General features: G+C 57.7%; 24 protein-coding genes and 1 pseudogene. 9 read left to right on the top strand and 16 right to left on the bottom strand.

Going from position 1 to position 23909, the window contains the following annotated elements; all coding sequences use genetic code 11:
• Positions 1-73: 73 nt before the first annotated feature.
• The 5 genes from NHAM_RS17015 to NHAM_RS26875 all read left to right on the top strand — a co-directional run bounded on the left by NHAM_RS17015 (position 74) and on the right by NHAM_RS26875 (position 2777).
• Positions 74-838, top strand: coding sequence for a M15 family metallopeptidase (locus NHAM_RS17015; RefSeq protein WP_011511702.1), 765 nt, complete (start codon positions 74-76; stop codon positions 836-838).
• Positions 814-1278, top strand: coding sequence for a hypothetical protein (locus NHAM_RS17010; RefSeq protein ID WP_245269929.1), 465 nt, complete (start codon positions 814-816; stop codon positions 1276-1278). Before NHAM_RS17015 ends, NHAM_RS17010 begins: the two co-directional genes overlap by 25 nt.
• A gap of 200 nt (positions 1279-1478) precedes the next feature.
• The gene (locus NHAM_RS17005; protein WP_011511700.1) at positions 1479-1709 is read left to right on the top strand and encodes a hypothetical protein; all 231 of its coding nucleotides are present in this window, start codon (positions 1479-1481) and stop codon (positions 1707-1709) included.
• Between the two features lie 371 nt (positions 1710-2080).
• Positions 2081-2455: a hypothetical protein gene (locus NHAM_RS28380; protein WP_245269928.1), complete on the top strand. Its 375-nt coding sequence runs from the start codon at positions 2081-2083 to the stop codon at positions 2453-2455.
• A gap of 157 nt (positions 2456-2612) precedes the next feature.
• On the top strand, positions 2613-2777 hold the full coding sequence (locus NHAM_RS26875) for a hypothetical protein (protein WP_157043663.1): 165 nt from the start codon (positions 2613-2615) through the stop codon (positions 2775-2777).
• 88 nt (positions 2778-2865) lie between these two features.
• Here NHAM_RS26875 and NHAM_RS16995 read toward each other — a convergent pair whose 3' ends face one another.
• From NHAM_RS16995 to NHAM_RS16955, 7 genes are all read right to left on the bottom strand, one after another.
• The gene (locus NHAM_RS16995) at positions 2866-3099 is read right to left on the bottom strand and encodes a hypothetical protein (RefSeq protein WP_011511699.1); all 234 of its coding nucleotides are present in this window, start codon (positions 3097-3099) and stop codon (positions 2866-2868) included.
• Positions 3100-3274: 175 nt separating this feature from the next.
• Positions 3275-3466, bottom strand: a complete 192-nt coding sequence (locus NHAM_RS16990) for a hypothetical protein (RefSeq protein WP_041358286.1) — start codon at positions 3464-3466, stop codon at positions 3275-3277.
• Between the two features lie 254 nt (positions 3467-3720).
• Positions 3721-4494, bottom strand: a complete 774-nt coding sequence (locus NHAM_RS16985) for a 2OG-Fe(II) oxygenase (RefSeq protein WP_049769364.1) — start codon at positions 4492-4494, stop codon at positions 3721-3723.
• Positions 4495-4903: 409 nt separating this feature from the next.
• On the bottom strand, positions 4904-5425 hold the full coding sequence (locus NHAM_RS16980; RefSeq protein WP_157043662.1) for a hypothetical protein: 522 nt from the start codon (positions 5423-5425) through the stop codon (positions 4904-4906).
• Positions 5426-5618: 193 nt separating this feature from the next.
• Positions 5619-6833: a tyrosine-type recombinase/integrase gene (locus tag NHAM_RS16970; RefSeq protein ID WP_011511696.1), complete on the bottom strand. Its 1215-nt coding sequence runs from the start codon at positions 6831-6833 to the stop codon at positions 5619-5621.
• A 263-nt stretch (positions 6834-7096) separates the two neighbouring features.
• Positions 7097-7309, bottom strand: coding sequence for a hypothetical protein (locus NHAM_RS16960; RefSeq protein WP_157043661.1), 213 nt, complete (start codon positions 7307-7309; stop codon positions 7097-7099).
• 1465 nt (positions 7310-8774) lie between these two features.
• Entirely contained in the window at positions 8775-9134 is a 360-nt protein-coding gene (locus tag NHAM_RS16955; RefSeq protein WP_011511694.1) for a PRC-barrel domain-containing protein, read from the bottom strand.
• A gap of 255 nt (positions 9135-9389) precedes the next feature.
• Here NHAM_RS16955 and NHAM_RS29070 point away from each other — a divergent pair, with 255 nt between their 5' ends.
• Entirely contained in the window at positions 9390-9656 is a 267-nt protein-coding gene (locus NHAM_RS29070) for a hypothetical protein (protein ID WP_041358282.1), read from the top strand.
• A 755-nt stretch (positions 9657-10411) separates the two neighbouring features.
• Here the strand turns inward: NHAM_RS29070 and NHAM_RS16945 are convergent.
• Complete coding sequence (locus tag NHAM_RS16945; protein WP_041358281.1) at positions 10412-10609, bottom strand: hypothetical protein; 198 nt, start codon at positions 10607-10609, stop codon at positions 10412-10414.
• 240 nt (positions 10610-10849) lie between these two features.
• On the opposite strand from NHAM_RS16945, the gene NHAM_RS16940 reads away from it, so the two are divergent.
• A complete protein-coding gene (locus NHAM_RS16940; RefSeq protein ID WP_157043660.1) occupies positions 10850-12394 on the top strand; it encodes a hypothetical protein in 1545 nt (514 codons plus the stop codon).
• On the opposite strand, the gene NHAM_RS16935 is transcribed toward NHAM_RS16940, so the two are convergent.
• The 4 genes from NHAM_RS16935 to NHAM_RS26865 all read right to left on the bottom strand — a co-directional run bounded on the left by NHAM_RS16935 (position 12375) and on the right by NHAM_RS26865 (position 15366).
• The gene (locus NHAM_RS16935) at positions 12375-12575 is read right to left on the bottom strand and encodes a hypothetical protein (RefSeq protein WP_157043659.1); all 201 of its coding nucleotides are present in this window, start codon (positions 12573-12575) and stop codon (positions 12375-12377) included. The genes NHAM_RS16940 and NHAM_RS16935 overlap by 20 nt on opposite strands.
• A complete protein-coding gene (locus NHAM_RS16930; RefSeq protein ID WP_011511691.1) occupies positions 12572-12841 on the bottom strand; it encodes a hypothetical protein in 270 nt (89 codons plus the stop codon). The genes NHAM_RS16935 and NHAM_RS16930 overlap by 4 nt, the downstream gene beginning before the upstream one ends.
• Before the next feature lie 660 nt (positions 12842-13501).
• Positions 13502-14242: a class I SAM-dependent methyltransferase gene (locus NHAM_RS16925; RefSeq protein ID WP_011511690.1), complete on the bottom strand. Its 741-nt coding sequence runs from the start codon at positions 14240-14242 to the stop codon at positions 13502-13504.
• Between the two features lie 32 nt (positions 14243-14274).
• The gene (locus tag NHAM_RS26865; protein ID WP_157043658.1) at positions 14275-15366 is read right to left on the bottom strand and encodes a hypothetical protein; all 1092 of its coding nucleotides are present in this window, start codon (positions 15364-15366) and stop codon (positions 14275-14277) included.
• Between the two features lie 592 nt (positions 15367-15958).
• On the opposite strand from NHAM_RS26865, the pseudogene NHAM_RS26860 reads away from it, so the two are divergent.
• Positions 15959-16087, top strand: a pseudogene (locus NHAM_RS26860) (IS701 family transposase); the annotation flags it as partial.
• On the opposite strand, the gene NHAM_RS16915 reads toward NHAM_RS26860, so the two are convergent.
• Together NHAM_RS16915 and NHAM_RS16910 are read right to left on the bottom strand one after the other, a co-directional pair.
• On the bottom strand, positions 16053-17156 hold the full coding sequence (locus NHAM_RS16915; RefSeq protein ID WP_245270075.1) for a sulfatase-like hydrolase/transferase: 1104 nt from the start codon (positions 17154-17156) through the stop codon (positions 16053-16055). The pseudogene NHAM_RS26860 and the gene NHAM_RS16915 overlap by 35 nt on opposite strands.
• An 873-nt stretch (positions 17157-18029) precedes the next feature.
• Positions 18030-18263 carry a hypothetical protein gene (locus tag NHAM_RS16910; protein WP_157043657.1) on the bottom strand — a complete coding sequence of 78 codons (234 nt, stop codon included), beginning with the start codon at positions 18261-18263 and terminating at the stop codon, positions 18030-18032.
• A gap of 75 nt (positions 18264-18338) precedes the next feature.
• Between NHAM_RS16910 and NHAM_RS16905 the strand changes: the two genes are divergently transcribed.
• A complete protein-coding gene (locus NHAM_RS16905) occupies positions 18339-18944 on the top strand; it encodes an FABP family protein (protein ID WP_011511687.1) in 606 nt (201 codons plus the stop codon).
• 235 nt (positions 18945-19179) lie between these two features.
• Here the strand turns inward: NHAM_RS16905 and NHAM_RS16900 are convergent, their stop codons facing one another.
• Entirely contained in the window at positions 19180-20622 is a 1443-nt protein-coding gene (locus NHAM_RS16900; protein ID WP_049769361.1) for an efflux transporter outer membrane subunit, read from the bottom strand.
• A gap of 127 nt (positions 20623-20749) precedes the next feature.
• Positions 20750-23902: an efflux RND transporter permease subunit gene (locus tag NHAM_RS16895; RefSeq protein ID WP_011511685.1), complete on the bottom strand. Its 3153-nt coding sequence runs from the start codon at positions 23900-23902 to the stop codon at positions 20750-20752.
• Between the last annotated feature and the right edge of the window lie 7 nt (positions 23903-23909).

Below are 23909 nucleotides of genomic sequence, written 5' to 3'. Positions count from 1 at the left end.
GTCGCGGCGCGTAGCCGACCGCAATTCCACAAAAACCTGAACCGACCCACCCAGCTTCCGGGAGCGCGAACCTATGACCAAGTGGCCGAAAGACAATCAAGCCGATCTGCTGGCGTTTTACGGGACACCAGGTCCCGATGTGGAGAGGCAGCTTGTCGACGTCATTCCGCCGTTCCAGATGTATTACGACGGCAAGCCGGTCGCTCGCATTCGGTTTCACCGCAAGGCGGCAGGTGCGCTCACGGCGGCGCTGAACGAAATCTGGGAGCACTACGGCCGCGATCAAAAGAAGATCGATGCCCTCGGCATCTCGAAATATGCCGGGGCCTATAACCCACGCAAGGTGAGGGGCAGCGCCACCAAGTGGTCCAACCATGCCTATGCCGCGGCGATCGATTTGAACGCCGCGGAAAACGGTTTCGGAGCGGGCCACGGCACCATGCCGCAGCCCGTCATCGATGCCTTCAAGCGACAGGGCGCGCGCTGGGGTGGCGACTATCGCGGCCGCACCGACCCCATGCATTTCGAGTTCTGCGATGCCTCGGGCTATCCAGGCCCGGTCGCATTGATGGACGTGCCACAGGTCGATGGCGACAGCGATCAGGGTGGCGGCAACACCGACTTCAGCGCCCAGAGCAAGCCATCATTCGGCAAGCGGGTTCGCAACTGGCTGGTCGGCCTCACCTCAAGCGGCGGCGGTCTCGGCTTCCTCGGCTATCTGACGAGCTGGGAGGTGGTCGCCATTCTGTGCGGCTTCTCACTGCTCATGACCGTGCTGATCGTCTGGTTTTTCGGACCGGACAGGGTGCGGGCTTGGGTCGCACGGCAGGTGAACTGATGGTCGATCTGTTCTGGTCGGTCGCGACCTCCTACGCCGTTCTTTCGATCGTCGGCATCGTCCTCGCCGCCGCGTTGGTTGTTGGCCATTTGCCGCTGATCGGCCGTATCCCGGCCGTCGCCCCTTATGTCGTGGCGGCCCGGCTCTTGGCCTATCCGATGCTAGCCCTGCTGGCCTTTCTAATCGGCGTAAGGATCACAGACGAGCGGGCCGATCTGAAACAGGCCCAGCGCGATCTAGCGTTCTCGCAACTCCAACTCGACGCCCAAAAGCAATCCACAGAAGCGGCGCAGCGGCTTCGCGCCGAGGCCGAAGCCAAGGCTGATCAAGCAAATCAGAAGGTATCCGACTATGAGAAACGGCTTGCGAAACAGCCTGCGGGCGACGGCTGCAATCTCGATGACGCTGACGTGCGCAGCCTGCGCGACATCGCCAGGTAGCCCAACGGTGGCGTCGGTGCAGATTCCGCGCGACTGCGAGTTGCTGGCGGCGACGGTGCCGTATCCGGCCGTCACCAAGGGTCAACCGGCCAGGTGGCCGTAGCGCGTCACAGGGCGGCGCTGGGGCAGGCCAACGGCAATCTCGTTGCAACGCGCACCTGTCAGGAACAGCAGCGTCAGCGCTTCGCGGGAGGCCGGTAATGAGCGAAGCCCACAGATTCGACGACCTCCCGACCCGCACCAAAGACTTCCTAACCAATCTCCGGGACGACGAAATCGACACGCTCAATGACGGCATCCGTCTCGTCGGGGCGATTCGCACGGTCGGCACGTTCATGAAATGGCTGATCGTCGGCCTGATCGGCATCCTTGCCGGCTTCGTGATGGTCGGGGAATCGATCGTCAAGATCGCCGCCTGGATACGCGGCTAGATCCCACCGCGCCGATAGGGACTGCCGGTCCTCTTGTAGTGGGGGGGGGGGGGCCGAAAGACCGGCAGTCCCGCGCCGGGCGTATCCACCCCAGCACCCTGACTTATATCCGAAAGTACCCCGGAGAATCCATGATCAGAACCGTCCTTCTGGCGGCGCTTTGCGCTGTCCTGTTCGCGTCGAATGCCGATGCAAGGCCACGACATCCTTCTTTGCAGAAAATGCAAAGAACGCTTCATATTCCCGACGCCGGGAAGATGGTCGGCTGCTCCGATCCGGTCATGCGGCCGTGCGGCAGGGGTGTGAATCCACTCGATGTTTTTGGAGAGGGAATCAACAGGAAGTCGCTGCGGCACAGGCATTTCTTACGTGTGAATCGGCATAAGGAAATCACCCACTCCAATACCGTCAAGCCCGTGCCCACCGACCTCCGCCGCGTCATGGCCGAAGGAGCGGGGAGGGTGGTCAACTGGGCCAAGCCTCGCGCTTGGTGCGGCTGGTGGATGCGCCACCATCTCGGGGTTGCCAACCCTGCCGGCAATCGTGCGCGCTGGTGGGCCGGTTACGGTAGGCCTGCGCATGGCCCGCATGTCGGCGCAATCGTCGTTTGGCGTCATCACGTCGGGAAGATCACCGGACGGACAAAGGATGGCCGCTGGATCGTCAAATCCGGCAATGATGGGCATCGGGTGAGAGAGCGTCCGCGCTCCGTTGCCGGCACCATCGCGTTCAGGTGGCCAGCATGAAACTCGTCCTCAAGCTCATCTTCGCGCTCTACATCACAGGCACGCTAAGCATCTTCGCTCTTCACACGGTGAGCCCAGTAACGCTCGGTTTGGCCGCCGCCCGATCCGTCTTATGGCCGCTCTGGGTTACGACGGGCCACCCGCAAGGCGAACCGACGTGGAGAGATTGATAACCTCGTTCGCCTCCATCCTCCAACCACTAGGCGCCATGACCGCCTTGCTGGCGATCTGGATCGCGCTCTTGGATATCCACAACGAGTTTCTGCCCGTGCTGTTCGTTGCTGCGCTGTTGCTGCTGGGAGTTGGCTTGGTGGTGGAATGAAGCGCGCCCAAAAAGGCCCGCCGGGGAGAAGCCATATGCGGGCCTGATCGGGTTCGGCAAAGCGGCGCGAAAAAGCGCTCCAGCGCCGTTATGCGACCTCGTTTTCCTGTTTCACGACCTTGAGACCGCTATATCCCGCCTGTATCCGCTGGGCAGCGCGGACGGCATCAGCCTTGTCCATGACTAGCAACAGGTCTTCCACCAGTCCCGGGTTCCTGCTCTTGCCCACGCAATTCAACTCGTCCGTCAGCACCTTCTCGATATCCAGGATTGCCTTGATATCCATGATCACCTTGGCGAGGATTTCGGCGTTGTTGCTCATGGTTCTTCTCCCGCTATGTCTGCCCTCCCTACGCAACTGTCAGTAATAACCGACGCAATCGGCCGACGTTCCTGGCAAAAGGCATGCCCTTAACATTTGAAAACCGAATTTAGTTGCATAAGACGCGCGGCAAGTTCAGTCGCCGGTTATCCATACCCGGCAATGCTCGGCCCTATCAGGTGCCACCGCTATAATCAGTATCTTGTTGGCCCTGAGGATGTTTCGGGTCGATCATATCTGCTCTTACGGCCTTCCTGATTTCGGCCTTCCTGATTTCGTCCTCCTTCCTAGTATCGGCTTGCTGGCCCGGCTTTTGATTTTGGTTCTGCTGCTGCTGGTTCGGTTTTTTTTGGTTCTGATTGGACATCAGGACCTCCTTTGTTGTCCCTACGATTGAACGTATGGGGACAACCGGTACGCTCTCGATGCGTTCCGATGACAGCAGCGTCGGCCCTTTTTTGGCCCTCGCCAGCTTCGAGAGAGCGCCGCCAAAAGGCCCGCCGGAAGGGGCGCCACGGCGGGCCTAATCGGGTTTGAGAAATTGGACCTGCGGGAGTTAACTTCCGTTCCGGTCGGATAATGCGGGGAGCGGCGGGGCTGGAGCATTTCACCGCTCCTCTCTCAATATGGCCGTTTTCGCACCAATTGATCGCGCGCGGCTCGAATCAAGTACTTCAGCGCCTCGGGCGTCACCGCTCGCACATGATCCAACCAATCCACACGCTCTATCGAGCGATCGTCCTCGGGACGGGCGGCCCAATAGCGGGTTCGGCGTTCACCCGCTACTGCGGGCCGGCGTTCCTTGGTATAGTAATACGAGGCGACCGACAGACGCATTCGATCTGGAGGGCAAGTCACAGGATCGGGCAGGCCATGCAGTGTCGCGCCGTGGGTTTCCCATAGGACAATGGTGTTAAATCGCGGAAAGATGCGACGGCCGATGGCAGACATGTCCGATGGCCATAGTTCGAGGCTGCCGCCATACGAGTCAGGCCAGTCACGATTCAGGTAGACTAATAGGTTCACCCGATGAAACAGACCTGTGGCCGGGTGCACCTCAAAGTCGCGGTGGATTTTAGTGAAGCCGCCGGATGGCGTCCTGTGGGCGCCCGCAAATTTGTGCGTTGGATCCGACAGCAGGTTGTCAACTCCTGTCACGGTCGAGATGAACTCGCGGAAGCGGGCACTATCGACGAGTTCCAAAAAGTATTGGGTGGCTGGTCCTAAGCCGTCTGAGGCTTCCTGCTTGATTTGACGATCATCGAGGCTCGAGATGAGGTGCGCTGGATCGATCTTGGCGATTTCAGCCGCAATCGCATCCAAAAGCTCTTCGGAAAAGCCGTTGTCGATAACGACGTGGGGCCAAGGCTTGGCGTTGAGATAGTCGTGTCGCAACGCCTGAGCTCGACTGAAAAGATCAGTTGCAGGTGGGAGCCTATTCACCAAGACCCTCAGCGACTGAGCGGCTGTTCCCTAGTAGCCCGTACAACGCGTAGGGCGCCGGGAGGTTCCGGGCGCCAAGACCCCGCTGGTTCCTTTGATGTCGCGCTTCGGCTTGCCGGTCCAGTACCACAATGAGGATGCAGGTTTCTTCCGCCATGGTTTTCGGCCGGTCATAGCCCGAATTTAGGAGCGGCTGGCAGGAATCCTAGTCCCTCCGTTTCACCGGCCTACGTTTCGACCCATGCTCTGCCACGAAGCCAATGCGGCGCTCGTTGAGGATCTTGGAAGGGAGGGGAGGGAGCGGAACATCTCTCCATCCTAGCCTGACTGCCGAAGGGCGGCCGGGCTTTTCCGTTTGCCGTTAGTGGATCGCAGCGGAAGGTCGAGAGGATGGAATGCTTCCGAACTCACGCAGGAAACTCAACACTGGACGATTCGCGTCCGTAGCGGGGAAGCCGGGAAGATTTCGAATGAGGGCTCCAGCCGCGTCTGCTGGGGGTAAATTCCCTCGCCACATCCGCCAACGGAGCGCATCGAATTTGTCAGCATCGGCGCCTCGGGGAACGTTTCGATCCACCTGCCACTTCGAAACGAAGGCGCGTTCTTCCTCGGTCAGATCGTCGAAATAGTGGTCGGTTATCCGACCATCCGCATCGAGGCGATACCGATGGGGCAGAATATTGTAGAGCGTCCCGTCATTGTCGACGATGCAAACGACAAAATAGTGATCACCGGATTTCACCCCGTTTAAGGGCCGAAAGTCGCCGCGGAGCGCTCGGAAATGCATCCATGCGTCCCAGAGGATCGGGGCCCATTCGGACGTCGCGGGGTTCCAGTGAAAGACCATCGGCCCGTCGTCATCTTTGTATAGGATGTGCTCCACCACTATGGTCCTTTTCAACCACCGAATAACCACCGGTACAGCGTGAACGAAGCTGGAAGATCGTCTATGATCGGTGACGAAAAACCCAAGTATTATGAGGTTTTCTAGGATAGGCAAGGCCGCTCATAACGGTCTGGTTGGGGGTTCGAGTCCCTCCGGGCCCACCAATAAAATCAGTTACTTCCAGTGTTATCTATTTCCTGAACGGCACAACCGCACCAGTTACCGCACCAGAAACGTCCTTCTTCTGTTCATCCTTTGGATCGCGCGCGGCGATCTTCTTCACCGCGTCCTCGAGGTAATCGGGGTGATGGTGGCCGTAAGTGTCCATCAGCATCTTGAACGACATGCCGAGGTAGCCAGACGCTTGCCACGGATCGGCTCCGCGCTGCATCAGCCAGGTCGCGGCGGTGTGTCGTAGTGTGTGGGGCGACACGTTACCGTCCTCCACCGACAGCTTCGCGAGAGTCGCGGCGCGCTTGAAGCCGGTCTTGACCGACGTCACCGGCTTTCCGTTGAACTCAACGAAGTGCTTCGAGTCCGGATCGATGCGGTGCCAGCGCCGCATATGGGCCAGTAAGCGCTCGGGGAGGGGTACGGTCGGCTGACGTTTGTTGGTCGCTATGGCGCCGCGTGGCAGACGATAGAAACGACCGCGCTCAAGGTCGACATAGGACCGCCCGATTGCCGGGATCGGTGAGGCCGCCGCGATCGATGCTGCGCGCGTACCGGTGTAGACGCCTATCAGGATGAAGCGAGTTACGTGCCTCAGCGGGCCACGGTGGACCGTCTGAATTTCGCGGTAACGCCAGCAGGTCCAGATCATCTTGGCCGCCTCGGAGCGCGTCAGCCAACGATCCCGGGCCTTGCCCTTTGCCGGCAGCGTCACCTTGACGACGCCGCGGTGATAGCCTTCGCCAGCGTGATGGTTGATCGCAGCGCGCAGGTCTTCAAGGTCGCGGCGGGCACCGCCCTTGTTCCCACGGTGCTTGGCATAGGACCGGCATTCCTCGCCATCGACTGCCGAGAGCATCTTGGCTCCCCACCAGTCGTTCAACCTGCCGATGCGGGTCTTGAACTTGCGGATCTGCGCAATCGTATCCTCGTCAGCCTCAGTGACCTTGAAGCGTTCACGGAGCGCTGCCAACTCGGCATCGAGGTAAATCGATAGAACGTCTCCGATCGGTAATTTCTCGATATCCTGGACCTTGCGCTTCGGCGCGTACTTGCTGGCTATGTATTCTGCGAGAGCCCGCTCAGCCTTTGCAGTTTCCTCCTCAGCGCATCCTGTGAAGAAGTCCCGTCCATTGTCGCGGATGATCCAGGTTGCCCGGTGGGTGATACTCCCGGTTTCATCTCGCCGGGCAGCTTTAAGATGGAGTCGGGCACCTTTGGACTTGCGCGGCATAGCTCTCGCATCCGTTCGATGTGGGCCAGCGAGGTATACTCCTTGCCGGCGATGATTTCAGTGACCAATCGGCCACGGTCGCGCTCCCGCCGCAAGCCCGGCACGGTCATAGAGCCGTCAGGAAACGCGATCCTGGCAGCCTCCGCAAGGCGGAGAGGGGCCTCGGGGTCGACCGCGTGGCCGCGCACGCTCATCGTCGGTCCGCCACCTGGAATCGATACTCGGGACTCTCAAGCCCCGAATATCGATCGATGCTTCGCTGGTCAGTCCCAGAGACCATGAGCCACCGTGTCGACCAGCCGCATCGGGCCGTCGTCGTAGACCTGCTGGTCGAGCGACTGCATCACGCCGCCGCCGTGCGGGACGTATTTCGAGTACTGGCGATTGTGCGCGGCGATAAACTCGCGGACGCGTGACGCGGCGGCGCCGGGGTTCAAACGTCCTTCCGCGACCGCGAGGAACATTGCTGATCGCACGTCGTCTCGAATATGATCAGGGAGGCCCGCCGTCGCCATGGTGATTGCCGCAAACCCGAAAGCATTTCGGTACCCCAGAGGGGTAGGCTAATGCTCAGCCGCTTTTGAGGCTCACCGTATCCGCAGGAATTGGTCTTGGGTTGACCACCCAACAACAGCCTTAGCGGGCTGATTGCTTGATCAGCGATAAAGGCCCGGTTGATCACCGGGCTTTTTTGTTGCCTGATTCAAATTAGGCCACTCCCATTTTCTAACTAGGCCGACTGAGGTCGGAAACAGGCCAGTACCAAAGCCGTAGACGTCTGCGGCGATCTTTCCTTGGCTTTGCGAGCGCTGAATCAGCCGTACATGTAAACGAGCGCTATAACGAGAACTGTAGCGGCGATCAGTATATTTCTAGTGAGAGGCGTCATGACAAATCGCTCCTCCGAAAGGAGCCCCCTCTCTCTCCATCCTAGTCCGAAGCGGAGGCGGTGTCAGGGGGCTGGATAATCGCCTCAGGAGGGCGCGGGGTGAGATTGCGAGACTGCCAACCTGAGTTCTGGCCTGCCAAGTACGGGCGGAGATAAGGCGAGGGAGCAAGCACCCTAATTCGACCCCAACACGGGGCCGTCACGAATCATCAGTAAGCCGCTGCCTGGACGCTAGGCCCGCCCTGGACTAGCTCCGCTCCTCAACTTGCCCGGCGCTTCATGGCGTCGGGCCTTTTCGTTTGTCTCTCGCCAGCTTCCGTTTCGCCCAGCCGAGGGCGCTAATGCGCGAGCCCTTTTGCCGCATAGCGTGATCGACGTAGGGTACCACATAAGCTAGGCCCCATTGGGCAAACCTCAGACCGGCCCGACATCGAACGATGTCGAGCCTTTTTCTTGTCACGGAGGGGATATGTCGAGAAACGCGAAGCCAATGCGGCTTGCCTATATTGTCGGTTGGGGACTGGTTTTGGCGGCCCTTTGCGGTGTCCTTGTTTTGAAGGTGGCCATCTGATGGTGGCGACGCAGCCCGTCACCAGTCGGCCCGAAGGCCCTCGACAAGAACCCGCCGGAGCCTGAGGACCATGAGCCGCCGGCGGATCCGGCCGGAGACCGCAATCCATCGGACGCTAAAACATGGATTGGGCTACAGACCCGTCCCGGGCGGTAACGCATAGAGGCGGAGGCGCGTTCCGGCGGCGGCGGCTACACCAAAAAGGCCCGCTGGAACGGAGACGCAGCGGACCTAATCGGGGGTTCGGGGAATCAGGGCTGGGGGATCAACCCGTCCCGGCGGGGCTTCCTATTGGTCAGCACCAGCCTGGCCGCCGCGGGCATGACGCCCCGCTACAGACATAGCGATGAGAGAGACCTTCGCCGATCAGAACGTCGCCAACACGCGATGCGTGGCGGAAAGGCTTCCCACGTAATGTCGAACCGCTCCGTGGATCAGCGAAACCCGCCGGGAAATCCCGGCGGGTACCAACTATCAGTGCTTAGCCTGGATGTACCACGAACTCGTTATTGCGGGGGTGGAGCGTGGCATATCGAGCGTTCAAGTCAAAGATGGTCTCCATGCCGTGCTTCGGACGGCCTTTCAACCGGCTCTCACTGATGTCGGAGCTGTACGCGCCAAGATCGGCATCGTATCTCAGCACGTTCCAAGGCACCATGTAGTGAGCGCCGCCGCCAAAGAATCCGCCGATACCCAGTACGGCGTGGGCAATCTTTCCCTTCTTCTCGTCAACCAACACGTGCTTGATTGAACCAATCTTCTTCCCCTTGGCTCCATAGACAGCCTTTCCAGACAGTTTCCTACTAGGGCTCAGGTGCGAAGTTTTTCTTTTCACAGCCATTAGCTTATCCTTTCCTGGTTAAACGACCCGCGCACGGAACGCGTCCCGCCGAATTGCGGTTCGCGACGCGAGTCAGGGTTTTGGGACAGATTTGAGCGAGGCCGGCATGAGCCCGCCGCCGATGAGATGCAGCGGTCTGCGGCGTCATGATTTCGCGAAAGCTAGCGATTTAGAATCGCACCGCTCGAGCGACGCAGCCTCGCTGGTGAGCGCGCGACAGTCAGTACATCCGTGATCTGCCGCGTCGCTCGTCAGATGAGCAATATTCGGTTAGGGGACGCGATCATTCGCAACAACGCCGCCCTCACATTCGAGCCGCGCTATCTGCGCTGCCTCGACATTATTGAATTTCAACCTCACGCCGCAACCGAATCCATTCTCCGGGATGAAAACTGCGCCAAGTTCTTCCAAAGCAAGTCGAACTGCCTCGATCTCGTCACGCTTGAGAGATCTAGAAATATTCTCGAAATGCTCAATAGCGCCAAGGTCGACTCCGGAGCGTCTGGCCAGCATGGGGCGTGAAATCTCAACAAGGGCACGGGCAGCCCGACATTGTGGTCCAGTTATCATCGATCGATCTCCTAGTAATATCTCCATTCTTCGTCAGTACGCGACGGCGGGTGTCCATGTGAGCGCTTACGAATGCCGTCAGGGTCGTACAGCCAAATGAAGGCCACCCAAACCAAGAGAATTGCTCCCACGCTAATCAGCATCATTCTGTACACCTCGCAGAATCTTGTGCTGTCCCCGACGCAATTTAAGCGTCGGAACGGCGATCCAGTTTCAAAAAAGGGGATTCGGCTCTTTGTCTTCGCAAAATCGAAGATCGTCGCAAATTAGAGAATTTGACGTTGCCAGAGCATGGCTCTTATGTAGTGGCGAGTCGCCAAAATTCAATCGACTGTGACAAAAGGTCGGGTAGGTAGGCTCGCCGCTGCGGCTGGGCTTTTTGTTTCCAGAAACTGTCGTGCGGAGGAGAACTCAATTTTGAGGGCTTCGATTTCGACAGAGAGCATCATCGAAAAGCCCAATAGAAATGGGCATAAGTCGCGCGTTTGGCTCGTTTTGAGCATCACCCACCAAAATGCCATCATCGGTGCCCGCCCGCCCGGTTGCCCTCGCGCCTACTGCGGCTGCGGTGCGTCGCTCTACCTGTTCGGCAAGATCATTCCGAAGCTCAATCTGGCGGCGAACTGGCTGCGGAGATTCCCCCGCGCGGTCAGTCATTCGAGCCGATCAATGACGCTGTTCGGGAGATTACGCGTCTACTACTCGCTTCACCGAGGGCCTGCATCCGGCGGCCATTTTTTATAAGCAATGATCCAGAGGTAGAGGATCGAAACGAAAGGCACGATGGCAAAGACCGAAAGAATGCGCGGGATACGAAGTCGCCCGAATATTTTCCAGAACGGCGTCACGATTGCGATGGTCAGTAAAATCGCGATGAGCCAATGCCAGAGACTGAATGTTCCCATATTCAACGGTGCTCATCGGGATTGAGGTCGATGATTTTCTGCGCTTTCTGCATTAGGAGGTCATATGGAGCCTGGGATTAACGGCTTCATTGAGGTCGGAATCGAAGGCCACTTTGCAGAAAATGCAAATCGCTCAGGACAAGGGCTCCTGATTCAGCCGTGCTTTGACTGACTGTACCTGACTTCATACGGTAGTGAAGGTAAGTGTGACAATTTGCAATGAGGGTTTCTATGCGAGGGATGGTAGCGGCAATCGCTGTCGCAATGGTTTTTCTCGGCTTCACGCTTGAGGCGCACTCGGAGACAGAAAAACATTTCCACCAGCAAGCTGGTGACGCCGCTCCTTCATTTTCTGACAGCACGAGCGATGCGCTCAAGGTGGCAGGCCCGTTCCGCTTGCTCTCAGAAGACACCCGGACTTCCGTTTTTATGACGTCGGGATCTCTCCCCAGAATGCGCCCCGATACGCCGGTCGAACACTGGATGTGGGTTTTTATGAAGAAGCCGCGAGAGGATGAAGGGATACGACACGACACGGTCGCAGTTCTATCCCGGATCGATTGCAGCGCTTCCAGCGCAAAGGTGCTGAGGAGAGAAATGTTTCGGAGTGGGCAGTTCCAGAAAACTATATCGGTGTCAGATCCGGCATACCAAAGCGAGGAAGGCACGATTGGTAACGCCTTTATCAAATCTGTCTGCGATCCGGAGTATGGAGCGAATTTGCGCCACTTCACGAGCCTTTCCGCTGCCAGCGGGGCCGCTATTGAAATCTTTTCTCGTGGCACCAAGGCGACGAGCGCTCGCGAAAAACCACTGACGCCGGATCTGAGTTCCAGCCGTGAAAAGCTTCCGATTAGGCTAACCGACTCCGGTTTCAAAGAGAACACCTTCATGGTGATGATGACCGAGGGGCCCGCGCCGAAGCAGAGGCCGAATGGGGCTGTCGATGTATGGGAATGGTTGTTTCTAGGCCGCCCGTTGACTACCGTAGGCAAGACAGTTTTGGTTGCTAGGGCAACGCTTCAACGGGTGGATTGTGATAAGCAGACCAGCCAGCCGCTAGCCGTGGAACACTATGCGGGTGATAAACTTACGTCGACCAAAAAGTCCTCGGAAGAACCGGCTGCTGCGAAGCCTGCAGTCAAGCGGTTGCTCGATTCTGCGTGCGATCCGACTTACAAGCCGGATGCGCCAACCTTTCCCGATTTTCGAGCCGCGCAGGCTGAAGCTGTCAAGATCCTAGCTGATCGAAAGAAGAAATTAGCCGATCGTAAGAAAGACAGTTCCGAAGCAAGTTCGGGCAAGAGAGAAGGCTTGGCCTCCACGGATTCAAATTCAGCGACTTCCGGTGAGGCGGAACGTGTTGTTGCCCCCCTTCGTCTGGTTGCTCTGAACAGGAAAACGAGATCCTTCCATATGGCAGCTAATGCTGCACCCAAAGATCGTCCTGCCCAGCCTCTCGAAATCTGGATCTGGGAGTTTACTCAAAAGGCTCGTCAGCTCGACGGAGAGCCTTCATACGATACCTGGGCCACGCGCATGAGGGTTGATTGCCGTGCGGAGACGGTTCGACCTCAGTTGCGAGAGGGGTATCGGGATGGCCGTTTCGACAAGTCGTGGGAACTGATGGGGAAAGCGCGTAAAGCGGTACGAGGCTCATTGGATGACGCTGCCTTGCGCGCGGCCTGCGATCCCCACTACAGAACAGAGGGACAACGCTTCAACAATCATCGAGCCGCACGTAGAGCTGCGTTGAACACCGCGATCACGCCGGGTCGCAAGTAGCTTGGGGGGCCTTGTCTTGTTCCAGCAACTTCGCCAGTTCTGCAATATCCTGCTCATCGTCAGGCCGCGCCAGGTAGGCTGCTAATTCATCCGTGCGGGTATCGACGCCACGCAGCTCGCGAACGTAGTGCCTACGGTCGCCGCCTGAGAGCGGAAGCTGGATCACGCGCGGCGACATCACTCACCTGTCAGCAGCTTACCGATACGCTCCAGATCCTCGGGAGTCGGATCGTCCTTTTTCATCAGTCCCGCGAGTTCGTCGATCGGGTCGGACTCGATAATTCCTGTCTGCTCGACCACGCGCTCAAACCCATCCACGGCTTTGTCATCGGCATACTTGGACTTGGTGCGGCGGTGGGTGAACTGTGTCTCGGCGAGGGTAGCGTACTTCGCACGCTGTATCGCTCGATTGGTGATCGATGCTCGGGCCTGATTTAGGATTGCCACTCAACCTTCGCCGCGTCTGCCCGCTCCAGGACTTGCCTCTCCTCGATCGTGAGGAAGTCCCGCCACGGCCATTTGGTCTTGCGCGCCCATCCGCCTGCCATCACTTCACCTCCTGAATCGGCCGATCTCTCGACCCATGCTCTGCCACAAAGCCAAGGCGACGCTCGTCGATGATTTTGGAGGAGGTGAGGTCATGGTAGCGGCCTCAGAAATCCGATGCGGGTTTCGCTGCCAAGTTCGACGTCGACATTTCGGTGTGGCGGCGCGTCCTCTTCCCGGGGGGGGGGGGGCAACACTGTCATCTTGCACCACGGCATCGTGTCCTGATCGACGTCGCTTATAGCAGGCGGGGACTACCGCCCCAGTTTCGCACCAGAAACGATGTGAATAGTGGGGGGCAGACAGCAATGGAGCAGAACGGAAATGCTGAAAAATCAAATAGATAAATCGAACCCCCGCCGCTCATAACGGTCTGGTTGGGGGTTCGAGTCCCTCCGGGCCCACCATGTGATCACTATAATAGTTGCGTATTTTAATTCATACTCGCAATAGTCGCACTATCTCAAAGGCTTGCTCGTCGGACTGCCTCGTTTGCGCATCATGCTGGACCGGCAGGGCATCGTGATGAACCAGAAGAAGCTGGGGCGCCAGATCGCGTTTTCACAGTGCGGGGGTCCATCTGTTACGATGGCGGTAAAGTTTTGACAGGCTGAAGTTTCCGACCTCTTGTCCGCCCTTGCGAAAAATGGCGATCGCCTTTTGAACACTCATTTCTGATATGATATCGGGCCTGCTCCCACAGAGCATGACGAGCTCGAAAATAAGGTTGGTAAGTGCCGGCATATCAGCCCAGAGCTGCGTCTGATAGGGCTCCTCCCAATGAGCCCAGGCCCAATCTTCTATGAGATAGAGACCTTCATTCTTGAGATAATGGAAGGACGCCTCAAAGCTTGCTCGGGAGAGTTCGTATTGATGAGAGGCGTCGTCGATAATCATATCTATTCGTTTTCCGGGAAACTCCGTCTTAATGATTGTCTGGACACGCGCGGTGTCGCCTTGTGATGTATTATAATATAACTTTATGCGGTCCGTTAGACCATGGTCCCGTATTAGTCCAAGGACCGCCGGGCTGGGGGGTCTAATATCGATACCAACGAATTTGACACGTTCGTCGATTGCGGCAAGAAGCAAAGCTGAGCCACCTTCGAAGATGCCAAATTCCAGGATATTGGTAACCGCGTTCTCGCGAATTAGGCTCTTATATCGGTCAATCATCCCGCGGTTCTTGATGATCGCTATGGAGTCCTTTGTCGTCCTGGCGTCATTGAAGTTCTGCCTGATCAGACAAAACTTCATACCGTTCATCACGAAGGTATTCTCATCACTCCAAACTTCATCCATTGGATCCCCCTATCGATATAGAATCGTCGCTGTTATCTGCCCTGTGGAGCACAAAGCCTTTCTTGCCAGATAAGCGATATTTTCCCCCCTTCCTCTGAAGGTCCTTTGCGCAATTTCTCTCCGGCGATCTGCATGCCTGGCGGACATGGCCACGCACTCGTCATCGAATCATTGGCCGATTTGCATCCAGCATCTGCCGTTGTAGTTGATATGGATGACGAACCAACGGGGCACGTCTTTGGATCGATCCGGGTCGGCCATACGAGCTTGAAGGGCGGAATTGTCGGGTGTCGGCCCACCGCGTTAGCTATCACTTTGAGCCGTCGCACGCCTTCAGATAGCGTTGGCTGAATCCAGCCACCTTCGGAGCTTTCATTCCAAGCATATATCACAACGCTCTGGAAGCGATCGTTGCGCGGATTGTTAGCCGCCTCATTGATTGCACCACGGATTTGCCGTGTCCATTCCTCATCGGTGGCAGGTTGACACCAATCAGGATTCGGCTTGCGATTTTTCTTCTCCTGAGGATCGCGCAAAGCCGGACGATAATCCCACCCAAGCGTAACGGTTGGTAGAAAGCCTCCCGAGCCATCTTTGGCTTCCACTCGCCATGCGTTCTGTGCAAGGGCGGCGCAACTGCCATACGACAGAGATTTTCCATTCGACCCAAGGGCGGTCGCATATGTACTAACCGCATCAAATCCCAGCCTGTGAGCAACTGGCTCTGTCTCTGACAGGTTAAAGAGTAAGGCAACCAGATAGAGATCTCGGCCAGTAGCGGCCTTAACACGGTTCCTCATATCGTTCAGGGCTGCTTTTGCGCCCTGCTCGCCTCCCAGACCTTTTAACCAGGTAGCCATTGTATTAACTAAAAAAAACACAGGGGCCGAGCCGTCGCTCGTACGCATGTAATCGGGCCCAAGTAGCGCCTTGGTGATTGCAGCACTAACCATCGGCACATCACGAGAGGGGAATGATAGGTTAAAGTTTAGAGCGTACTTGATGCCAAGTTTGTCCGGAAGGAGAACAAAATTTGTTAGCGCCCGATTGAGCGCTGCGGCATGACTTGGATTACGTCCCCAAGCAGCACTCTCCAGATAATAGCCAAATATGAAATAATCCAAGCCTGCAGCCTTCGCGTAGTGTACGTCCGCATTAAGTGCTCTTTTGGTGTTTCCGGGAAAACCCAGTTTTCCATTCGGCAGACGTTCTGTGTAATATGGAACGCGCTCTCGCAATCCAGGGTCGGCCAGGACCTGCCCATAGGGACTGTCGAGACTCCAATTATCCCACCGAATGGCACCTAACGTGACCTTAGTTGACGCGGCGGGTGCCGCGGCGGACGGACTTCTTTTGCTCACCTGAGCAGTGGCAGGGAACGAGGAGACTGCCGTCGCGAGCACAACAAGCAGACGTATTGACCGGTATGGAGCTGTCCACATCGTCGCTTTCCCTTAGTCCTCAGCCACCATTATGCGGCTCGAGATCCGGCCGCGGTCTCGACCCCATTCAAGGAGTAACTGAGGGCGCTTATGTGGCGGCGGACTGCAATCGTAACCGTTTTGCTTGTGGCGGTGACCTCGGCGTAACAGCGCGACTTCAGACCGTCTCCTGCAAACATCGTGCAGGAGGTCCGTGTCGCCTGAAAGCCGCGCATGCGCCAAGCGATGTTGGCTTTTCAACGTCGACGCTGGCGAGTTCAACGAGGAGCGCAGTGGCCTGTGGACGCGCGGCCTGCTGATCCGGCGGCGCCATATCGCTGATGGCGAACTCGCCTACTTCACCACCCGGTGTCCCGCCGGAACTTCCATCAAGCAACTGGTCGATGTTGAAGGACGTCGCTGGCTGACGCTACGTCGATCATGCCGAGATCTACAAGTGTGCGGTGGAAACGGCGTTTCCGTTCCGAAGACGATATGAAGTAAGCGTCACCGCAATGTTCAATAAGGCTCGCGCGCGTGGCAAAGATCTCATCTAGTGGCAGGCCCGCCTGCTGCAAAGCGACGGTCCCAAGAAAAGCAATATCCAAGTCTTGGCCCCGCCCAGAGATAAGTCGATCAGAACAGTCATTTAGAGTTTCTATGGCATAGAACGTACGGAACTGGCGCCGCGGGTCTATGGGGAGCTTCAGTTTTGCCTCGATTCGCCGTGTCATTACGGGTTGATGATCTCCGTAGTGTACAATCAGTACCGGACGGCTCGGAAAACGGGTTGAAAGCTCGGACTTGAGTCGATTCCAGGTGACAGCGGTCTCTACGAGGCGGGCGTAGTATTCAGCATAGTAGGCATCGGGGAGGCTTGCGGCAGCGAAGGCGCGCTCTCTCTCAAAACGTCCAGGCGCGACCAGCCTTCGGTTATGAGGGCCATGATTGAAGTTGGTTAGTGCATATAGAAAACGAGGCGCGGCATCGCCACTCATACTTTCCATATGAGCACCGAATGCTGCGTCCAGAAACAATGCATCGGAATTTGTCGCTTCGAATTGACCAACATCGAAGGGTGGATGAAAATCCTCAGTAAAAATACGTTCGTCGATGCCGATTGAACGGTAAAACTCATCGTAGTGGAGAAAACTGCGACGGCAACTCGACGCGAGCATTGTTCTATATCCAATTGCAGTCAGCGCATTTGGAAGGCTATTGTGGAATCGCCCAACGCCTCTCTTAAAAAGAAAATAGGCGTTTGAACCAAAGCTTGCGCTGGACAGGCCTGTTAATAAGCTAAATTCGGATTGCCACGATCCTCCGCCAAAAATATCGACGTTAAGGCTTCCAAACAGACCATTTTTCGGAGACAAAAATGCTTCGACAATTGGCTCAACCGGAAGTCCAAACACGCGCGGATCGAAGATCGATTCGTGTTGGATGACTATAATGTCAGGATAGTCGAGAGTACGCGCTGGTATGGCCGGCATCAGCTGCAACGAGTCTTCAGCGATATCGCTTAAAACGAGCCCGCTGAACTGTCGCCAGGAAAGCGGATTGAGAAGCGAGCCTATGAAGGTCGAAAAAAAGCACCGCCGCTGAGCCGCAATGCGATGAAGAGATTCGGCTCCGCCGTCTGCCCTGTACGCCGCGATTAAACCAATGAATGCAAAGAAAAACAGAATACTCTGGAGCTCTAAAGAAACCGGCAGCCCGGGCACATAGAGCAGAGTCGCAACTGTGGCCAGAATGAGTCCTATGCCCCCGGCGAGAACCGCCATTACTGCGAGCGGGTATTGCACAATGAAAAACGGAACTGTTCCTGCAAACGCTAGCGGCAAATCCGTTACTGTCAGTTTCAGCCCGCTATGATTGTATTTGACGCTTGACGCTCCGAAGATTGCCGCCACCACGATGGACGATAGCAGAATGGCTCTCTCGAGAGAGGTAACGACGAACAGCAGCGCCGCAGCAATAAAACACAGCGCGGCAATAGCCAATTTAAGGTGCCCAACGCTGCGCTCTGCCAACCAAACGACGGTGACGGCGGCCACAATTATCAAGGTCAATTTCATATAAGTAGGATGACCGAAATACGGATGAATTCCTACAATTGCTACATCATCAGGATACGCTATGACAGCTGACGTTCCAATCGTCGAATAAAGGTGCCCCCCATGCTGTACTGCGCAGTATCAAGGCCCGGGTTGCCCTTGTTCGCTCCGATGCCGCGTGGCGGACCAAAGCCAAGCCGCCAATACCTTCAGGCAAGGTGGGAATCGGGAAACCGGCTTCTCGCTGCCGTTTCCGTATAACTGGCGATCACCGACGTTCAGGCCGCCGGGCCGCTTTCCGAACCGCCGTCATTGCGTCGAATCGGCCCGCTCGGACTTCTTGCGGCGCGCATAAGACCGCGGTTTTTTCGGATGGGGATCATCTACATCCCCCTCACGCATGCCATCGCGCAAACGTGAAGTCTTATTTCGCGGCCAGCTTAAAATCCGAAATCGGCAATTTTCCATCCGACGGTTGTCGTTGCGGCCGCGGCCTTCCCGGGTACGCTCGCCGTTCGATAGTTCGCGCGCGCTGATCATCACCGAAATGATTCATTGGTCATCGCGCCCCCGTGGTGGTAGCGCAGAGTCTTCCAACTACGAAGATGAGGTTTTACGATGCAGAAAGAAATTCGTGGCCCACAGAAACTGGGGCCGCTGACGCCGCTGGTCGGTGAATGGGAAGGCGATGAAGGGGTTGACCTCTCATACCACAACAAGGATGACCAGACGAGTGAAACCACTTATTTCGAGAAAGCCTGGTTCAAGCCGATTCCGCTCCAGGAGAACGGGCGTCAGGAATTGTGGGGCCTCAACTACGGCATGACCGCGTGGCGCCATGGCGAGGAGGCGATGGATCCGTTCCACGATGAACTCGGCTTCCTGCTGTGGGATAAGGCGCACGGCGAAATCATGCGCACGGTCGTGTTCGGGCGCGGAATCGCGATCCTTGCTGGCAGCAGTGCCAAGCCACATGACAAGACCCTGACGTTCAATGCTACGCCGGGAGCGCCGCATTATGGGGTCTTGCAGAACAAGTATCTGCTCGAGCGCGCAGAAATCCGCGATTTCAAGAGCGCCTTCGAGATCAACGACGACGGCACCGTCAGCTACACGTCCGATTTGCTCCTTAAACTCGCCGCCACAGGCGAGGAAATGCATCACACGGACAGGAACACGCTGCATCGCGTCAGGCGCTACCATCCCGGCACCGAGCATAACTGATTGTCGCGGCAGGGGTCGCGGCAGGAACGTACGCTCCAACCGCGTTCGCCAGTCCAAAGGGACTGTGGATGCAACCGCGGCGGTGAGCCGGCCGAGCTATGGGCCGCGTGCCCCATCACCGCAGGTTGGCACTTCTCCGATGCTCCGAAGTGATGTGGAAATGGCCACGCTGCGTGGCCTCGACCCGGTCCGGACAAATCCGGGCTGGTCGAGGCTCATGCAGCGACCGCGGCTATTAAAGGGATTGATCGGGTTTGCTGTGACCATCCCTGTTCCACCAGCCCCCCCCAAGAGCCTGAAACAGCGCGACCGTATTGGCTAGTTGCGCGGCCTGGGCATCGAGGCGTGCAAGCGATGTCTGCAGATACGCCTGCTGTGCGGCCAGAAGAAGCGGCACGCTGATCTGCCCTTGATCCACCTGTTTGCGCACCAACGCAATGCTCTCGGATGCAGATCGTTCCGCATCTGTGGCGGCGCTGATCGCGCGCGTGCCGGCCTGAAGAGCTCGCAATACGTCCGCGACATTCTGAAACGCTGCGAGAACCGTGCTGCGATACTGAGCGAGAGACTGATTGGTTTCCTCTTCCGCCGCGCGCTGCTTGTTTTCCAGTGCTCCCGCATCGAAAATGGTCTGCGCAGCGTTTCCGGCCAACATCCAGAGCCCCGCTCCCGGCGTAGCGAGTTCGGTAAATCGGGTGGCGGCAGCACCGACATTACCGGTCAGGGAAATCTGCGGCAGACGATTGGCGATCGCGACCCCTATCGTTGCATTGGTGGCATGGAGATTGGCTTCAGCGGCACGAATATCGGGGCGCTGTCTTACGAGATCAGCCGGCAGACTAAGAGGAAGACGGCGTGGCATCCGAAACGAACCGAGATTGAAAGTCTCTCCCGGAGCGTCGCTCGACAGGCGTCCGGTCAAAAACGACAACAGATGACGCTGCTGCGCGAGCTGTTTTTCCAGTGGCGGCAACAGAAGCCTGGTCTGCGCAACCGCGGTTTCCTGCGCGGCAACATCGGTCAGGGCGATCTGCCCTTGCTCTTGTTGCCGCTTCAATAGCCTCAAGACCTCGGACTGCAAACCAATGACCCGACGGGTCGCCGCGATCTGTCCGCGCAGCCGGCCTTCCTCGATCGCAGCGAGCGCGATGTTGCTTGCCAGCGTCAGATAGACCCCTTCGCGCTGGAACGCGCGCATTTCGGCCTGTGCATCTGCGGACTCGACCATGCGACGTGTCCCGCCCCACACGTCGGCGATGTAAGAAACGGTCACCTGGCCGGTATGGAGATTGAAGATGTTTGCGCCCGACTCGAGAGGAGACGATAGTTGGACCGCCACCTGCTGACGCGTCGAATCGAAATTTCCCGCAACGCTGGGAAAAAGCGCGCCGCGTTGAACCAGCGCGTTAGCCTGCGCGACTCTGACTGCGGCTTCCGCGGCAGCGAGGTCCGAATTGTGCTCGATACCATCTTCCACGATGCGGTTCAGCGCGGGAGAACGAAACAACTCCCACCACTGGGGAGGGATTTCCGCGTTGTGCACAATCGGATGCCCCGGCACGCGATCCCCGGCCGGGTCGGAAAGATAGCGGCTGGTATCCGGCGGCGCTTGAGGCTTGAAATCGGGCCCGACCGCACAACCTGTCAGCGCCTGCGAGACGAACAGTAATCCGGACACGATCAGGAGACGGGCATGGGACCGCGCCTGAGCCCGTCCGCTTCCCCGAGAACCGGACGCCAATGCTCTCTGCCAGTCTCCCCCCACAACTTGTCCTTTTCTACGATCGCCCCGCCGGAGCCATTTTCTATTCTGCCGGTTCAAGTGCCGATTCGGTAGCTTCAGCCACCATTTTTCGACGAGAAAATAGCGAGATCAGAGCGGGCAATACGATGAGGATGACAAGCGGAGCAACCGTCATTCCGCCGACCACCACGACCGCCAGCGGCTTCTGCACCTGCGATCCGATTCCAGTGGACATCGCGGCCGGCAACAGGCCGATTCCCGCAATGACGCACGTCATCAGGACCGGGCGCATTTGAGCCTCACCCGCCTGCACGATCGCGTCGATCCGCTGCCGACCCGACTCGATGAGCTGGTTGTACTGCGACAGGATCAAGATGCCGTTCATCACCGAAATGCCGAACAGCGCAATGAAGCCGATAGCCGCCGAGACGCTGAACGGAATCTGGGTCACGAACAGCGCAAAGATGCCGCCGATCACGGCCATCGGAATGACGCTCATTGCAAGCAGCATGTCGCGCACGGATGTGAAATTGATCCAAAGCAACAGCCCGATAATGGCAAGACTGAACGGCACGACAATCTGCAGCCGTCCGATCGCCTCCTGCAGATTGCGGAATTCGCCGACCCACTGGAGATGGGTTCCGGCAGGCAATTGCACTTCCTGTGCGATCCGCTGTTCAGCCTCCTTGATGGTGCTGCCCAGATCGCGATCACGGACACTGAACTTGATCGGCAAGTAGCGCTGTTGCTGTTCCCGGTAGATATATGACGGGCCTGTGACGAGCCGGATGCTTGCAACCTCGCTCAACGGGATCTGCGTCACTCCTTTCGGACCCGACGCGCCGATCGTCAACTTGCTGATGGCTTCCGCGCTTTGACGATATTGCGGCGCCAGCCGTACGACGATCGGGAAGTGCCGATCACTTCCCGATTCGTAGACGTCGCCGGCAGATTCACCGCCGACAGCGGTGCGGATCGTCGAATTGATATCGCCGGGCGACAACCCGTAGCGCGCGGCGCGCTCGCGGTCGATATCGATCTGTATGGTTGGCTGACCGAGCGATGTGAATACGCCGAGGTCCGTTATCCCCGGCACCGTGGCCAGCACCGCCTTGATTTTGTCGGCCGTATCGGTCAGTTCCTGCAAGTCGTTGCCGAAAATCTTGATCGAGTTTTCGCCTTTCACGCCTGACACCTGCTCGGCGACATTGTCCTGCAGGTACTGCGAGAAATTGAACTCGATTCCCGGAAACTCCGCTTCGAGCCGGGCCTGGATTTCCTCCGTCAGCTTTTCCTTGTTCAATCCGGGGCGCCACTGGCTGATCGGCTTCAGCGGCGTGAAGAATTCGACATTGAAGAAGCCCGTGGCGTCCGTTCCGTCATCCGGGCGGCCGTGCTGGGTGACGACCGTTTCCACTTCGGGGAAACTGCGGATCACCTTGCGCATGCGGTTGGCGTAGCCATTTCCTTCCTGAAGCGAGATCGTCGCCGGCATCGTGGCCCGCACCCAGAGATTGCCTTCCTCCAGCTTGGGGAGAAATTCCAGTCCCAGAAAGCGCATAGCGACGACCGCCAGAATAAACACCGCCAGCGCCAGAACGGCCGTCAGCCTCCGGTTCGCGACAGCAAGCCGCAGAACCGGGCTGTAAAAGCGATGAAGCGTCCGCACCAGCCAGGTTTCAGTTTCCTGGACACGCTCAGGCAGCAGCAGTGCACTGAGCGCGGGAGTCACGGTGAATGTCGCGATCAATCCTCCGGCAATCGCGTAAGCATAAGTCTTCGCCATCGGGCCGAAGATATGCCCCTCCACACCGCTCATGGTGAACAGCGGAATAAACCCTGCGATAATGATTCCGGTCGCGAACATGATCGAGCGATTGACGCTGATGCTCGCTGTGTAAATGGCGAGCAGCCGTCCGCTGAACCCGGATGATTCGTCGCTCACCGATGACGGAGCGGGAGCATCATGCCCGAGCTGCCGGAATATCCGCTCCACCATGATGACTGTCGCATCGACGATCAGGCCGAAATCGATTGCTCCGACGGATAATAGATTGGCGGACTCTCCGCGTAGAACCATAATGCCGATGGCGAAAAACAGCGCGAACGGAATCGTTGCGCCTACGATCAGGGCGCTGCGAAGATTGCCGAGAAACAGCCACTGCAACGCGAAGATCAGCAGAATGCCGAACACCATATTGTGCAGGACAGTATGGGTCGTCGTGTCGATCAGGTCCTGACGGTCGTAGATGCGCTCGATTCGAACACCCGGTGGCAGAATGCCGGAGGTGTTGATGTGCTCGACCTCCGCCTTCACCCGCTCGATCGTGGGGGTGCTTTGCTGGCCGCGGCGCATCAGAACGATACCCTCGACGATATCGTCGTCGTTGTCCTGGCCTGCAATACCGAGGCGGGGTTGATGGCCGACGATCACCGTGGCGACATCGCGGATCAGCACCGGATTGCCGCCGGCCTGGGTCAGCATGGTATTGTTGATGTCGTCGATCGACCGAATCAGGCCAACACCGCGAACGACCGCCGACTGCGTGCCGAGATCGACGATGTTTCCGCCGACATTCAGGTTGCTGCTACGCAACGTCTGCAGCAATTGCGACAGCGTGAGGTTGTGGGCGATGAGCTTGTCGAGGTCGACCTGCAATTCGTAGGTCTTGGTCTTTCCTCCCCAGCCAACGACATCCACAATACCGGGAACGGCGCGGAAACGGCGCTGCAGAACCCAATCCTGAAGGGTCTTCAGATCGAGCACGCTGTAGCCCGGCGGGCCGACCAGCCTGTAGCGATAGATTTCACCAATCGGACTGACCGGACTGATCCCGGGCTGAACACCATCCGGCAACCCGGAGAGCTGCGACAGACGGTTGAGCACATGCTGGAGCGCCTCGTCGTAGGTATAGGCATAGGTGAACTGCAGCTTGACGTCCGACAGGCCGTAAAGAGAGATGGTTCTCATCACATGGAGGTTCGGCACGCCGGAGAGCTGCGTTTCGATCGGAATCGTGATGTAACGTTCGATTTCTTCGGCCGAAAGCCCCGCGCTTTGAGTGATCACATCCACCATCGGGGGAACGGGATCGGGATAGGCCTCGATATTCAGGACCCTGAACGCAGCGATCCCGCCGGCCAGCGTCATGATGAACATGACCAGCATCAGAACGCGCTGCCTCAACGCAAACGCGACGATCGGATTGATCATTTGCGAA

This window comes from Nitrobacter hamburgensis X14 (assembly GCF_000013885.1).
GTDB classification, from domain to species: Bacteria; Pseudomonadota; Alphaproteobacteria; order Rhizobiales; family Xanthobacteraceae; genus Nitrobacter; species Nitrobacter hamburgensis.
This window is presented reverse-complemented; position numbering and strand designations above follow the sequence as displayed.

What these genes read in the sequence shown, in the direction of transcription:
- NHAM_RS17015 (WP_011511702.1), top strand. Translation starts at nt 74, where the DNA reads ATGACCAAGTGGCCGAAAGACAATCAAGCCGATCTGCTGGCGTTTTAC.
- NHAM_RS17005 (WP_011511700.1), top strand. Translation starts at nt 1,479, where the DNA reads ATGAGCGAAGCCCACAGATTCGACGACCTCCCGACCCGCACCAAAGAC.
- NHAM_RS16995 (WP_011511699.1), bottom strand. Translation starts at nt 3,099, where the DNA reads ATGAGCAACAACGCCGAAATCCTCGCCAAGGTGATCATGGATATCAAG.
- NHAM_RS16990 (WP_041358286.1), bottom strand. Translation starts at nt 3,466, where the DNA reads ATGTCCAATCAGAACCAAAAAAAACCGAACCAGCAGCAGCAGAACCAA.
- NHAM_RS16970 (WP_011511696.1), bottom strand. Translation starts at nt 6,833, where the DNA reads ATGCCGCGCAAGTCCAAAGGTGCCCGACTCCATCTTAAAGCTGCCCGG.
- NHAM_RS16955 (WP_011511694.1), bottom strand. Translation starts at nt 9,134, where the DNA reads ATGGCTGTGAAAAGAAAAACTTCGCACCTGAGCCCTAGTAGGAAACTG.
- NHAM_RS29070 (WP_041358282.1), top strand. Translation starts at nt 9,390, where the DNA reads ATGAGCAATATTCGGTTAGGGGACGCGATCATTCGCAACAACGCCGCC.
- NHAM_RS16945 (WP_041358281.1), bottom strand. Translation starts at nt 10,609, where the DNA reads ATGGGAACATTCAGTCTCTGGCATTGGCTCATCGCGATTTTACTGACC.
- NHAM_RS16940 (WP_157043660.1), top strand. Translation starts at nt 10,850, where the DNA reads ATGGTAGCGGCAATCGCTGTCGCAATGGTTTTTCTCGGCTTCACGCTT.
- NHAM_RS16925 (WP_011511690.1), bottom strand. Translation starts at nt 14,242, where the DNA reads ATGGATGAAGTTTGGAGTGATGAGAATACCTTCGTGATGAACGGTATG.
- NHAM_RS16915 (WP_245270075.1), bottom strand. Translation starts at nt 17,156, where the DNA reads ATGCCGGCCATACCAGCGCGTACTCTCGACTATCCTGACATTATAGTC.
- NHAM_RS16905 (WP_011511687.1), top strand. Translation starts at nt 18,339, where the DNA reads ATGCAGAAAGAAATTCGTGGCCCACAGAAACTGGGGCCGCTGACGCCG.
- NHAM_RS16895 (WP_011511685.1), bottom strand. Translation starts at nt 23,902, where the DNA reads ATGATCAATCCGATCGTCGCGTTTGCGTTGAGGCAGCGCGTTCTGATG.